This window comes from Nocardia sp. NPDC055050, assembly GCF_053608345.1.
This window is the reverse complement of sequence record NZ_JBSGVG010000026.1, coordinates 12,685-25,732: the sequence shown is the minus strand read 5'-3', so window position 1 is coordinate 25,732 and position 13,048 is coordinate 12,685. Positions and strand designations below refer to the sequence as shown.

Here is a 13,048-nt window from a genome sequence, read left to right as displayed (position 1 = left end):
TCAATAATAAACCGGACCAGATTCAGTCAAAATCACGGCGGGGCGACACACTTTCCGGCGCTGAGAAACGGTCCAGCGATCCGACCGCGTACGCCGAGCCGACAGCGGTCGGCACTGCGCTCCGAGTGGGCGGCAGCACGGCTGTCGGCACAGATTCTTACTGTGTCCAGCCACACTAGGCGACGCAACGTTGCATCACCGTTGCATCTTCGTGACCCAGGTCACGAACCTGCTAGCGCCCGGAAACGACAAAACCCCCGCCGTGCAACGGCGGGGGTTTCGGCAGTCAGCAGCAGTAACGCCTACTCGGCGTCGGTGTTCTCCTCGACGGCGGCCGGCTCAGCGGCAGCGGCCTCGTCCTCGACCGGGACGAGCGAGATCTTGCCGCGGTTGTCGATATCGGCGATCTCCACACGCAGCTTGTCGCCGACGTTGACCACGTCTTCGACCTTGGCCACGCGCTTGCCGTTGCCCAGCTTGGAGATGTGCACCAGACCGTCGCGGCCCGGCAGGAGCGACACGAACGCACCGAAGGCGGTGGTCTTGACGACCGTGCCCAGGAAGCGCTCGCCGACCTTGGGCAGCTGCGGGTTGGCGATGGCGTTGATCATGTCGATCGCGGCCTGGGCCGACGGCCCATCGGTCGCACCGACGAACACGGTGCCGTCATCCTCGATGGAGATGTTGGCGCCGGTTTCCTCGGTGATCTGGTTGATCATCTTGCCCTTGGGCCCGATGACCTCGCCGATCTTGTCGACCGGGATCTTGATGGCCGTCACGCGCGGGGCGTAGGGGCTCATCTCGTCGGGGTCGGTGATGGCCTCGGCCATCACGTCCAGGATGGTGGTGCGGGCGTCGTGCGCCTGGTTCAGCGCACCGGCCAGCACCTGCGAGGGGATGCCGTCGAGCTTGGTGTCCAGCTGCAGGGCGGTGACGAAGTCACGGGTACCGGCAACCTTGAAGTCCATGTCGCCGAAGGCATCCTCGGCGCCGAGGATGTCGGTGAGCGCGACGTAGCGGACCTCGTCCTCACCCTTGTCGTTGGTGATGGTGTCGGAGACCAGGCCCATGGCGATACCCGCGACCGGCGCCTTCAGCGGCACACCGGCGTTGAGCAGCGACAGGGTCGAGGCACAGACCGAACCCATCGAGGTGGAGCCGTTGGAGCTCAGCGCCTCCGAGACCTGACGGATGGCGTAGGGGAACTCCTCCTGCGAGGGCAGCACCGGCATCAGCGCACGCTCGGCGAGCGCGCCGTGGCCGATCTCGCGACGCTTCGGCGAACCGACGCGACCGGTCTCGCCGGTGGAGAACGGCGGGAAGTTGTAGTGGTGCATGTAGCGCTTGGAGGTCTCCGGGCCGAGCGAATCGACCTGCTGCGCCATCTTCACCATGTCGAGGGTGGTGACGCCCATGATCTGGGTCTCGCCACGCTCGAAGATCGCCGAACCGTGGGCGCGCGGGATCACGTCGACCTCGGCGGAGAGCTGACGGATGTCGGCCAGGCCGCGGCCGTCGATGCGGAAACCGTCGGTGAGGATGCGCTGGCGGACCAGCTTCTTGGTGACCGAGCGGAACGCGGCGCCCAGTTCCTTCTCGCGACCGACGAAGTCGTCACCCAGGCGGGCGAGCACCTCGGCCTTGATCTCGTCGATGCGGGCCTCGCGGGTCTGCTTGTCGGCGATGCTCAGCGCCTCGTTCAGCTCGACCTTCGAGGTGCCCTCGACAGCCTCGAACACGTCGGGGCCGTACGGCGGGAAGAGCGGGAACTCCTGGGTCGGCTTGGCAGCCAGCGCGGCCAGGTCGGCCTGGGCGCGGACCAGGCGCGCGATGAACGGCTTGGCGGCTTCCAGACCCTCGGCCACCACGGCCTCGGTCGGGGCCTGCGCACCGTCTTCGATCAGCGCGATGACCTTGTCGGTGGCCTCGGCCTCGACCATCATGATGGCGACGTCGCCGGTGTCGGTGACGCGGCCCGCGACGACCATGTCGAACACGGCGCCTTCGAGCTGCTCGACGGTCGGGAACGCGACCCACTGGCCACCGATGAGGGCGACGCGGACGCCACCGATCGGGCCGGAGAACGGGATGCCCGAGAGCTGAGTCGACGCCGAAGCGGCGTTGATGGCCACCACGTCGTAGAGGTCGGCCGGGTTGAGGCTCAGGACCGTGACGACGACCTGGATCTCGTTGCGCAGACCGTCGATGAAGGTCGGGCGCAGCGGCCGGTCGATCAGGCGGCAGGTCAGGATCGCGTCGGTGGAGGGGCGGCCCTCGCGACGGAAGAACGAGCCGGGGATGCGACCCGCGGCGTACATGCGCTCTTCGACATCGACCGTCAGCGGGAAGAAGTCGAACTGGTCCTTGGGGTACTTACCGGCGGTGGTCGCCGACAGCAGCATGGTCTCGTCGTCCAGGTAGGCGGCGACGGAACCCGCGGCCTGCTTGGCCAGACGGCCGGTCTCGAAGCGGATGGTGCGGGTGCCGAAGCTACCGTTGTCGATCAGCGCGACCGACTCGAAAACTCCGGGCTCGACCTCGACCGCAGTCGAAGGGCGTTCAGTTGTCTGCGTCATATTCTCTTCTCTCGACCTCTCGTCTCGCTGGAGCGCAGCACCATGTGGGCGCGAACCAGCTATTCGTCAGCCGTACCGGACACGGACACGTGGAAACCCTCCTGGCTGCCACGCGCAGCACCCGGCCGGATCCCCTTGGAAGCGGCGACGCGGAGGCGGTCATCGATCGAAGCCCGACGGCGGCGGGAAACGCCTGCCGAAAGGCCACTACCGAAGACCGACGCCACGCGGACGGGTACATACGGCTGTCACATGTTGTAGTGCAGCCGGGAACCCGATGGTCCCCGAATACACGAATAGCCAACGAGAAGAAGTGTACTTCTTCCCGTTGGCCAGGTGTCGACCGCCTCGACGAGGAGGCGTGTCCGATTCAGATCAGCGACGCAGACCCAGGCGCTCGATGAGCGAACGGTAGCGGTTGATGTCGTTGGCCTGCAGGTACTTCGACAGGCGGCGACGACGACCGATCAGGGCCAGCAGGCCGTGCCGGGTGTGGTGATCGTGCTTGTGCTGCTTCAGGTGCTCGGTCAGGTCCGAGATCCGCTTCGACAGCAGCGCGATCTGCGCCTCCGGCGAGCCGGTGTCGGTGGGGTGCAGGCCGTATTCGGCGAGAATTGCCGACTTCTGCTCAGTGGTCAGCGCCATGTGGCTCGACTCCTATTTTTCAGTTCCGCGCTCGAAGGTCCGGTTACCCGGGATGGGCGCCACCGCGGACCGCAGCAAACCCGAGGAGCCACTTTACTCGACACGTGGTGGCGAGATAAATCGGGGTTCAGGCTTCTGCTGCGGTGAGAACCTTGCGCGCGGCCTCGACGTCGCGGCCCATGGCTTCGACCAGATCGTCGATGGAGTCGAACTTGCGCATTCCGCGTAGTTGTTCGACGAAATCGACACCGACGTGCTGGCCGTAGAGATCGGCCTCGCCGTCGAGCACGAATGCCTCGACGGTCCGTGAGCGACCCGAGAACGTGGGGTTGGTGCCGACCGAGATCGCGGCCATCGCGCGCTCGCCGGGTGCGGCGTCACCGATCGCCGGGCCCGCCCCGAGCACGGTGAACCACCCCGCGTACACCCCGTCGGCCGGGATCGCGGCGTGCATCGGCGGGGCGACATTGGCGGTCGGGAAACCGAGCCCGCGCCCGCGCCCGTCGCCGTGCACGACGACGCCCTCGACGCGATGTGGCCGGCCCAGCGCCTCGGCGGCCGCGGCCATGTCGCCCGCGTCGACACAGGCCCGGATGTAGGTGGAGGAGAAAGTGACAGCGTGTTCGCCCAGCAGGGTCACCCCGTCGACCTCGAAGCCGAACCGCTCGCCGAGTTCGCGCATCGTGTCGACGGTGCCCGCGGCCTTCTTACCGAAGGTGAAATTGTCGCCGACCACGACCTCGGTGACGTGCAGACGTTCGACCAGCAGGTCGTGTACGTATTCCGACGGGGTGAGCTTCATGAATTCCTGGGTGAACGGCATCACGCAGAACACGTCGATCCCGAGCTCCTCGGCCAGCTCCGCGCGGCGGGTCAGCGTGGTCAGCTGCGCGGGGTGCGAACCGGGTCGCACCACCTCCATCGGGTGCGGATCGAAGGTCATCAGAACCGAGCGCACGCCACGCTTCTCCGCCGCGGCGACCGCGCGGCTGATCAGCTGCGCGTGCCCCCGATGTACCCCGTCGAACACGCCGATCGTGAGAACGCAACGCCCCCAGTCCGCGGGCACGTCGTCGAGACTTCGCCATCTCTGCACAGAGCGAAGCCTACGCAAAGCGGTGCCCGAACAGAATTCCGGTGTGCGGCGGATCGCCGGTGCGCGGCGTGCCGGTTCGCCGATGTGTCATTCGGGCCAGGGATGCCTAACATTGGTGATGTGCCAGCTAAACGAGATGTCGCGACCCGCAGCGCGCTGACGCAACCCGCCGAGCAGGCCGAACTCGCCGCCACGATCGCGCCCGAACTGTCGGCGGTGGCACAGGATTATCTGAAGGTCATCTGGACCGCTCAGGAGTGGTCGCAAGAGAAGGTGTCGACCAAGTTACTGGCCGAGCGGATCGGCGTGTCGGCCTCGACGGTGTCGGAGGCGGTGCGCAAGCTCACCGATCAGGGCCTGGTCGAGCACGCCCGCTACGGCGCGATCACCCTGACCGAACACGGCCGTCGCGCCGCGGTCGCGATGGTGCGCCGTCACCGGCTGATCGAGACCTTCCTGGTGAACGAACTCGGCTACGGCTGGGACGAAGTGCACGACGAGGCCGAGGTCCTCGAACACGCCGTCTCCGACCTGCTCATGTCCCGCATCGACGCGAAACTCGGCCACCCCGACCGCGACCCGCACGGCGACCCCATCCCCTCCACCGACGGCGCCGTCCCCACTCCCCCCGCCCGTCAGCTCAGCGACTTCGCCGCGGGCGAATCCGGCCGGGTGGCCCGCATCTCCGACTCCGACCCCGCGATGCTGCGCTATTTCGACTCGGTCGGTATCGCGCTCGACACCACCATCGAAGTCGCCGAACGCCGCGATTTCGCCGGCACCATCGCCGTCCACATCGCCTCGGCCGAAGCCCCCACCGAACTCGGAACTCTTGCCGCCGAAGCGATTTGGCTCACCACATAGTCCTGGATCAGCAGTTGAAGTAGGTACGGAGGCGGTCCGGAACGCCATCGGCGACGGCGCTGGACCAACAGATGTCGTGGGGGAACCGGACATAGGTGGACCAGGTTCCCGACGTGCGGGTGATGACGCGCTGGTTGTCGCCGGGTGTTTCCCAGCGGATGACACCCCACTGCCCGTCGCAGTCGGCGATGGTGGCGACGGGTCCCGGATCGACACCGAGTTCGGTTTCGATGGTGGATTCGGCGCAGGCCGGGGCGGGTTCGGGTGGGGTGTCCTGGAAGCGCAGCTGACCGGTGGCCGTGCCGCCGGGGGTGACCAGGAACAGCGAGTGCATACCCTCGGGGACCGGGTTCGTCCCGGCGGGCGCGGTCATCCCGAAGCGGTAGCAACCGATCTCGGTGGCGAAGGCCGCCCGGCCCTGCTCGTCGGTGACACCGTCGCGGCGCAGCGTTTCCACCGTCTCGCCGACGGGGATGTCGTTGCTCGCCGGATCACACGGCTGCTGCAGCGACAGGTACACCGGCACACCAGGAACGGGGATCCCGGACAGTGTCACGGTGCGCAGCACCACGGTGCCGGTCGCGAGTTCGGGCGGTCTCGCGGTCTTCGCCGGGGCAGTGGAGGCACCCACGGAATTCGAGGAGCCCGCGCCAGGGCGACCGGCGGGCGTGACTGCGGGAGCGGGGCTGGGCGTGGCGACCGAGATCGGCGCAGTGCGAGTGGTGGTCGGACGCGCCGAGCTCGATCCCGGTGCCTGCGGATCGACGCCGCCACAGCCCGCGAGCACCATCGTCACCCCGGCGACGGCACCGATCCAGATCTTCCTGATCGCAGCCATGGTCTACCCCTCCGACGCGAAAGCTATACATCCTCGCTATCGCCCGTTCCGAGCAGGGTGTTATCCGCCGTCCAGTACCCCTGACTACCGGTGCGGCCGCCGACCGGGGAAGGCGGCACCTTCAGCGCGACAGGAAATCCAGCAGCACCCGGAATTCGGGCAGCGAGAGGTAGCCGTCGCCGTCTTGATCGGCGGCCGCGAGCAGGTCGGCGGCCGGTTCGTCGATGCGCCCCGCACCCACGTGGCGGATCAACGATTCCAGCTCGGCCACCGAGATCCGGCCGTCACCGTTGGTGTCGAAGACCCGGAACGCCGCATCGGCGTCGGTGACCTCGATCCGCCCCGCGACGACGGCGGCGTCGAATTCGGCACGGGAGACGAGAAAATCGCCGTTGGTATCCGCGGCGGCGACCATCCGCTCGACGGCCTCCCGGTCGACTTCGATTCCCGCCGAACGAATTCCGTCGGCGATATCGTCCACCGACACCAGTCCGTCACCGTCGCGATCCCACAGTGTGAACGTGTCGACCGACTCTGCACTCATCTCACGATCCCTCTTCCACCCCGGCCACCGGCCGGTTTACGCCACTCTACGGATTCGCCGGAGTGGGTGCGGCGCACAGGGAGTCGGCCCCGGTCCGCGAGATCGCCGCTCAGCCGGCGCGTCCGTCGAGGACCCGCAGCGTGACCGATTCGGCCGCCGGTTGCCGGTATTCGGTGAACAGGGCCGCGACGAGCTCGCCACGGCTGGTGACACCCGTCTTGTCGAAGACCGACTTCACGTGGTCGCGCACGGTGTGGGCGGAGACGAGCAGCTGCCGGGCGATGGCGGCGGTGGACAGTCCCGCCGCGATGAGTTCGGTGACCTCCAGTTCGCGGCGGGTCAGTTCATAGGCGGCGACGACGAGCGCCGCGACGTCCGAGGGCGTCGCGTGTTCGATCACCAGCGCCGTCGTAGTCGGTTCGCCGTTCGCGTCACGCAGACACGAGGCGTGGCAGACGAGCCACTGCCCGGTCAGGGTGCGAATGCGGATGCGAGCGCTGTCTCCGGTGAGCCGCGCACGCCCCGCGGTGCTGAGAATCCAGACCGGCAAGGGCAATTCGAGTCCGGCGCCGGTCGTGGTGGACGGGCCAGGCGGCATGAGCGCGAGCAGCTCGCGGGCCTCGTCGTTCACCGAGAGCAGCGCGCCGTCTGCGCCGAACAGCAGTAGGCCGGGTGCGTGGACGCCGCTCGAACCCGTGGTCGCCGGTCGGGCGAAGCCGCGCAGGCGCCGCGCCATCGGGGCCGACAACGCGTGCAGCACCGCCACATCGGCGGCGGCGAAGGCCTGTCTGCCGCGTTCCCGGAACAAGCTCACCTGCCCCCAACCCTGACCGTCCACGCGCAGCACGGCCCGCAGTTCGTCACCGAATCCGCGGGGCCGCATGAAGCTTCGATACAGCGGGCTCAGTGTCGGCCGGTCGCCCGTCACCGCGCGCAAACCGGCCACCGGCACCTGCGCCACGGCCAGATCGCGGAACAGGTTGACGTGCTCGGCGAAAAGCTCTGACTCCCAGTAGGTCCCGCAGCCACCTTCGTGCAGGTTCTCCACCCGCACGGGCGCGGTCGTCAGGCCGTTGACCGGATCGGTGGCCACCCACACCGCGGCGTCGAACCCCACGGACCGGCGCAACCTGGTGGAAGTCCGCTCGAACAGCTCGTGCGCATCCGGCGCCGCGTCGATCCCGCGGAGCAAGGCGGTCATGGCGGGCGAAGCCGGGGCGGTCATGTGCCCATTGTCGTCGCGGTCAATGCTCGGGGCCATCCCGCGATCGAGGGGGTGCCCGTCTCGATCCCGCACCGCCGCGGCCCCGCGTCACCCGGTGAGCCGTATCCCGCACATGCGGGATTTCGCGGCGGCACCGGCGCGAGCACGCTGATCACAGAGCGGGCACGACGTCGTGCCTGCCATCGAATGCGAGTGCGCGGCAACGCCCTCCGAGGACAGGAGTCGACATGCGAATCGGGATCATCGGTGCGGGAGTGGCCGCGGTCGGGTTGCTCGACGCGCTCGCGGGTGCCGACGGGGCACCGGGCACGATCACCGTGTTCGAGGGATCCGCGGCGCTGTGGCGTGGACGGGCCTATCAGCGCGATGTGCCCGCGGTGCGCGTGAACGCCCCGCCCGCGTTGATGTCCGCGCGGGCGAGCGATCGTGGGCATTTCCAGGACTGGCTCGCCCGGCGACCGGACGCGGTGCGCTTCCTCGACTCCGGGTTGGGGCAGCCGATCGTGCCGCGCGCGATGTACGGCGAGTACCTGGAACGGTCGGCGCGGGCGTCGATCGACCGGTTGCGTCACGGCGGATGGCGGGTCGACGTGGTGAACGACCGGGTCACCGGCGTCGCGCAGCAACAGCCGGTGGTACTGCGCACCGAGGGCGGTGTCAGGTATCCGGTGGATCGCGTGGTGCTCTGCGTCGGCAGCGGCCGTCCCCGCGACCAGTACGGACTGACCGGGGCCCCCGGCTATGTCGACGAGCCGTATCCGCTGGCGCGCACGCTCACCGAGGTGGATCCCGAGGCTCGGGTCGCCGTGGTCGGTAGCGGCCTGACCGCCGTCGACATCACGGCCGCGTTGACCGAGAACGGTCATCGAGGTCCGATCACCCTGCTGTCGCGCAGCGGGATCCTGCCGTTCGTCCAGCAACGTCCACGACCACTGGCACCGCGCCACCTCACCCCGGCCGCCGCACTGGACCTCGCGGCGGGCGGGGCGGTCGAGTTCACCGCGGTGGTCGCGCTCCTGCGTGCCGAATTGACCGGCCTGGGTGAGGATTTCGACGAGTTCGCCGCCGAGATCCGCGCCACCGGCGCCGAGGACCCGGTGCTTCGCCTGCGCCGCCAGCTCGCCGATGTCGACTCCACCCTGCTGGGTCGACGCCTGCTCACGATGGCGATCCGCACGATGGGCCCGATCCTGTGGCCTGCCCTGACCGACGCCGACCGGATGAGGTTGCGGACCGATCACTACCGCACGATCAGCAGCCTCAGCTCGCCGATGGTCCCGCACAACGCGGAAATCCTGCTGCGCCTGCTGGATTCGGGTCAGGTGCGGTTGCGCACCGGACTCACCGCGATCGCGGCGGACGACACCGGGTTCACGCTGACCGGTGAATCCACCGGGACGGCCGACATCGTGATCAACGCCGTCAACCCACCCGCCTACGTCACCCCGCAGGACACCGAGACGCTGATGACACACCTGCTCGACAGCGGCACAGCGCAAGTCGCGCCCACCGGTGGTCTCCGCGCCGAACCACGCACCCGTGCGCTGCGTGCCGGCACCTGGCACGTCCTCGGCAACCTGGCGGCGGATTCGATGTTCATCGCCACCAACCCACCCGGCCTCGCCGCGGAAGCGGCACAGCTGGCCGAGCACCTGACGAAGGAATCCGGGCTACCGGAATTCCGGCACGAGACACTGCCCGTGAGCAGCTGACCCCTGCCCAGCGAGGCGGTTTCGGGCTCGGGCGCCCGCCTCACCCGGCCACGAGACGGGCATCGAACGACAACGAGCTCGTCAGTCGCCGATTCCCCTCGGCCGCACCACCATCACCGAGCCCGCGCGTTTGCCGCTCTCCTCCAGGAGTGCGATGGCCCGGCCCCGTGGGTCGATCGCGGCGTAGACGCCCTTGATGCCGACGGGCTCGAGCCAGCGGCCGGTCCGCAGGTCGGTGGCTTGCGATTCGTCGATGTCACGGAGCGGGAAGGCGGTGCGGACGGCGGCGTCGATATCGAGGCTGAGCAGAGGCTGCTCGGCTTCGACCGCGGTCGCGAGTTGTTCGAGGGTGCGGGCGTGTTCGAGTGTGAAGGGACCGACCCTGGTGCGGCGCAAGGCTGTCAGGTGTCCGCCCACACCGAGGGCCGCGCCGAGGTCGCGGGCCAGGGCGCGAATGTAGGTACCGGAGGTGCATTCGACCGCGACGTCGAGATCCACGAATTCACCGTCGGCGACATCGCGACGGGCCAGGATGTCGAAGCGCGACACCGTGACCGGCCGGGCGGCCAGTTGTACCTCCTCGCCGGCGCGTACGCGCGCGTAGGCCCGTTCGCCGTCGACCTTGATGGCGCTCACCGTGGCGGGGACCTGCTCGATGTCACCGGTCAGGGCCGCGACGCCGGCCGCGATCTCGTCGTCGGTGACGTGCAGCGCGGGTGTGGTCGCGGTGACCTCACCCTCGGCGTCGTCGGTGTTCGTGGCCTGACCGAGGCGGATCGTCGCGGTGTAGGCCTTGGTGGTGAGCAGCAGCTGGCCGAGGAGTTTCGTGGCCCGCTCCACCCCCAGCACCAGCACCCCGGTGGCCATCGGGTCGAGGGTGCCCGCATGGCCGACCTTCTTGGTCTGCAACAGCTTTCGGCTGCGCGCCACCACGTCGTGGCTGGTGAGGCCGCTGTCCTTGTCGACGATCACGAGACCGCCCAGCTCGCCCACCCGCGACACTCGCGCGGCCATCAGCCGTGTGCGATCGCGGTCAGGATCAGCCCGTCGGCGATCAACCAGAGGCCGTCGAACTCGGTCAGCGCGGCGCCGCCGTCGTTCGTCAGGCCGGGCACGAGCAGCTTCGTATGAAAAGTGCCCGAGCCCGCATTGTCTGTGCGGGAGTCGATCTCGAAGGTGATGTGCGCGTCCTCGAAACCGAGCCACCGCAGCGTGAGCGGGAACCAGGCTTTGTAGGTGGCCTCCTTGGCACAGAACAGCAGCCGATCCAGATGCAGGCCCTCGCCGGGCGTATCCGACAGCCACTCGCGTTCGGCGGGCAGACTGACCGAATCGAGCACTCCCTCGGGCAGGGTGTCGTGCGGTTCGGCGTCGATACCGACCGAACGGAAACGCAGCGAGTGCGCCATCGCGGCGGCACGGTAGCCATCGCAATGGGTGAGGCTGCCGACGATGCCGCGCGGGAACAGCGGCATGCCGCGTTCGCCCTTGCCGATCGCGACAGGCTGCTCACCGAGCTGTTCGAGGGCGAGGCGAGCACAGTGCCGGGCGCCGATGAAATCCCGGCGCCGCTTCTCCACGGACTTGGCGATGAGGTGCTCCTCGGCGGGATGCGCCGTGAGATCCTCCGGGAAAACCAGCAACTCCGCCGAAGCCACACTCCTCGGCAAAATCCTCTCCAGCACTGGCTTGTCCGCCTCTCCGCGTCGTGTGGCCAGACCTCGGCGCTGGTTGGGTCAGCGCTGGCGTCTGGCGGTACCGGGTGGGCGGGTTTGCTCGTGCCCGGTGAGTTGCCGATGCTCTTACGAAATCAGGCGTGGGGTTTTCGTGCAAATTCGCTGTCAGATGCCTCGCCTGCGCTCGGCCTTCTCGCGCATCTCGGCGGCCGCGGCTTCCATCTCCGGGGTGACCTTGAAATGGCCGCCCCAGGAGTTCAGATCGCCTTCGGCGTAGACCGGGTCGGGAAGGATCTGGCGGAGCAGCGGTTCCGGCATGCCTCGGCGTTTCCATTCACGGGGATAGCCGAGGGAGACCTCTTCGAAGCGGACGCCGTCGTAGTAGGTGGTGCGCGGGATGTGGAGGTGTCCGTAGACCGAGCAGACCACGTTGTAGCTGGTGTGCCAGTCGGCGGTCAGGTCGGTGCCGCACCACAGCGAGAACTCCGGGTAGAACAGGATGTCGGTGGGCTGGCGGACCAGGGGGAAGTGGTTGATCATCACCAACGGAGTGTCGGTGGGCAGCGCGTCGAGGCGGCGCTGGGTGTACTGGACACGGGCGTGGCACCAGGCGTCGCGGGTGAGGTACGGGTCGGGAGTCAGCAGGAACTCGTCGGTCGCCACCACATTGCGTTCGCGCGCCAGCGCCAGACCCTCGGCCTTGGTCTTCGTGCCCGCCGGTCGCCACGAGTAGTCGTAGAGCAGGAACATCGGCGCCAGGGTGACCCGGCCGCCGTACTTCTCGGCGCCCGGACCCGTCCACACCGGGAACGGGTCCTCGGGGGTGACGACATCGAGGTCACGGCACATCGCGACGAGATAGTCGTAGCGGGCGGCGCCGTGCATCTGCACCGGATCCTTCGGCGTGGTCCACAGCTCGTGGTTGCCCGGTACCCAGATCACCTTGGCGAAGCGGCCGCGCAGCAACTCCAGCGCCCACCGCACCTCCTCGGCCTTCTCCCCCACGTCACCGGCGACGATCAGCCAGTCCTCGGGCGAATCGGGAACGATCTGCTCCACCACAGGCTTGTTGCCCTGATGCCCCACGTGCACATCGCTGACCGCCATCAACTTCGGAATCACCTGTCCACAGTGGCACACCCCGGGTGCGCGGCACCGGCGGGTTCACCCCTGCGCGTCGGCTGCCTCGGCCACCAGCAGATCGAGCAGCCCGGGAAACCGCGCGTCGAGGTCGGCCCGCCGCAGGACGACGGTGCTGCGATTGCCGTAATTCACCTGCCGGACCAGCCCCGCCTCGCGCAGCACCCGGAAGTGGTGGGTGCGGGTCGCCTTCGTCACCGGTAGGTCGAACGACGAGCAGCTGCGGTCGCCATCGGCGGGATCCAGCGCGAGCAGGGTGATCACGCGACGCCGCAGCGGATCGGCCAGCGCGCCGAGTACCGCTCCCAGCTCGAGTTCCTGGTCCACCCACCACCTCCACATAGGTACGGCTTGCGTCATACCTAGCTGCCGCCTAGCGTCCTTAGGTACGTAGAACATCGTACCTAAGGAGCATCATGTCGAGCACCTACGCGCTGGTGGGGTTCGCCCACCCGAAACCCGAACGCCGCGACGACCTGCGTGAGCTGCTGCTCTCGTTCGTCGAACCGACCCGCGCCGAAGAAGGCTGCCTCGAATACCACTTCCACGTCGACAGCGACGACCCCTCGGTCTTCGTCTTCTACGAGGTATGGCGCAGCAAAGCCGACCTCGACCGCCACCTCGCCCTGCCGCACATGCAGGACTTCTGGAATTCGCGCCTGGACTACCTGACCCGCGACCTGGACATCCGCTGGATCGACATGCTCAGCCCCTATCCCCGCTGAGCCGTCC

At 68.2% G+C, this 13,048-nt stretch carries 13 protein-coding genes; 3 read left to right on the top strand and 10 right to left on the bottom strand.

Annotated elements, in window-relative coordinates; genetic code table 11:
• Positions 1–302: 302 nt before the first annotated feature.
• From ACWGCN_RS24230 to ACWGCN_RS24220, 3 genes are all read right to left on the bottom strand, one after another.
• On the bottom strand, positions 303–2,576 hold the full coding sequence (locus ACWGCN_RS24230) for a polyribonucleotide nucleotidyltransferase (protein WP_452450341.1): 2,274 nt from the start codon (positions 2,574–2,576) through the stop codon (positions 303–305).
• A gap of 375 nt (positions 2,577–2,951) precedes the next feature.
• Positions 2,952–3,221: a 30S ribosomal protein S15 gene (gene rpsO, locus ACWGCN_RS24225; RefSeq protein WP_056811493.1), complete on the bottom strand. Its 270-nt coding sequence runs from the start codon at positions 3,219–3,221 to the stop codon at positions 2,952–2,954.
• Between the two features lie 127 nt (positions 3,222–3,348).
• On the bottom strand, positions 3,349–4,317 hold the full coding sequence (locus ACWGCN_RS24220) for a bifunctional riboflavin kinase/FAD synthetase (protein ID WP_452450343.1): 969 nt from the start codon (positions 4,315–4,317) through the stop codon (positions 3,349–3,351).
• A 102-nt stretch (positions 4,318–4,419) separates the two neighbouring features.
• Here ACWGCN_RS24220 and ACWGCN_RS24215 point away from each other — a divergent pair, with 102 nt between their 5' ends.
• The gene (locus tag ACWGCN_RS24215; protein ID WP_378992357.1) at positions 4,420–5,181 is read left to right on the top strand and encodes a metal-dependent transcriptional regulator; all 762 of its coding nucleotides are present in this window, start codon (positions 4,420–4,422) and stop codon (positions 5,179–5,181) included.
• A gap of 7 nt (positions 5,182–5,188) precedes the next feature.
• On the opposite strand, the gene ACWGCN_RS24210 is transcribed toward ACWGCN_RS24215, so the two are convergent.
• The 3 genes from ACWGCN_RS24210 to ACWGCN_RS24200 form a co-directional block, all read right to left on the bottom strand.
• Positions 5,189–6,019 carry a hypothetical protein gene (locus ACWGCN_RS24210; RefSeq protein ID WP_378992355.1) on the bottom strand — a complete coding sequence of 277 codons (831 nt, stop codon included), beginning with the start codon at positions 6,017–6,019 and terminating at the stop codon, positions 5,189–5,191.
• Between the two features lie 121 nt (positions 6,020–6,140).
• On the bottom strand, positions 6,141–6,563 hold the full coding sequence (locus ACWGCN_RS24205; RefSeq protein WP_378992353.1) for an EF-hand domain-containing protein: 423 nt from the start codon (positions 6,561–6,563) through the stop codon (positions 6,141–6,143).
• A 109-nt stretch (positions 6,564–6,672) separates the two neighbouring features.
• Entirely contained in the window at positions 6,673–7,788 is a 1,116-nt protein-coding gene (locus tag ACWGCN_RS24200; RefSeq protein ID WP_452459398.1) for a LuxR C-terminal-related transcriptional regulator, read from the bottom strand.
• 227 nt (positions 7,789–8,015) lie between these two features.
• Between ACWGCN_RS24200 and ACWGCN_RS24195 the strand changes: the two genes are divergently transcribed.
• Positions 8,016–9,500: an FAD/NAD(P)-binding protein gene (locus ACWGCN_RS24195; protein WP_452459397.1), complete on the top strand. Its 1,485-nt coding sequence runs from the start codon at positions 8,016–8,018 to the stop codon at positions 9,498–9,500.
• 81 nt (positions 9,501–9,581) lie between these two features.
• Here ACWGCN_RS24195 and truB read toward each other — a convergent pair whose 3' ends face one another.
• The 4 genes from truB to ACWGCN_RS24175 form a co-directional block, all read right to left on the bottom strand.
• Entirely contained in the window at positions 9,582–10,514 is a 933-nt protein-coding gene (truB, locus tag ACWGCN_RS24190; RefSeq protein ID WP_378992348.1) for a tRNA pseudouridine(55) synthase TruB, read from the bottom strand.
• On the bottom strand, positions 10,514–11,185 hold the full coding sequence (gene npt, locus ACWGCN_RS24185; protein WP_378992346.1) for a 4'-phosphopantetheinyl transferase Npt: 672 nt from the start codon (positions 11,183–11,185) through the stop codon (positions 10,514–10,516). The genes truB and npt overlap by 1 nt, the downstream gene beginning before the upstream one ends.
• A 156-nt stretch (positions 11,186–11,341) precedes the next feature.
• A complete protein-coding gene (locus ACWGCN_RS24180; protein WP_358062466.1) occupies positions 11,342–12,298 on the bottom strand; it encodes a metallophosphoesterase family protein in 957 nt (318 codons plus the stop codon).
• Between the two features lie 42 nt (positions 12,299–12,340).
• Positions 12,341–12,643, bottom strand: coding sequence for an ArsR/SmtB family transcription factor (locus tag ACWGCN_RS24175; RefSeq protein WP_378626527.1), 303 nt, complete (start codon positions 12,641–12,643; stop codon positions 12,341–12,343).
• Positions 12,644–12,732: 89 nt separating this feature from the next.
• On the opposite strand from ACWGCN_RS24175, the gene ACWGCN_RS24170 reads away from it, so the two are divergent.
• Positions 12,733–13,041, top strand: coding sequence for a putative quinol monooxygenase (locus ACWGCN_RS24170; RefSeq protein ID WP_378992342.1), 309 nt, complete (start codon positions 12,733–12,735; stop codon positions 13,039–13,041).
• Positions 13,042–13,048 lie beyond the last annotated feature (7 nt).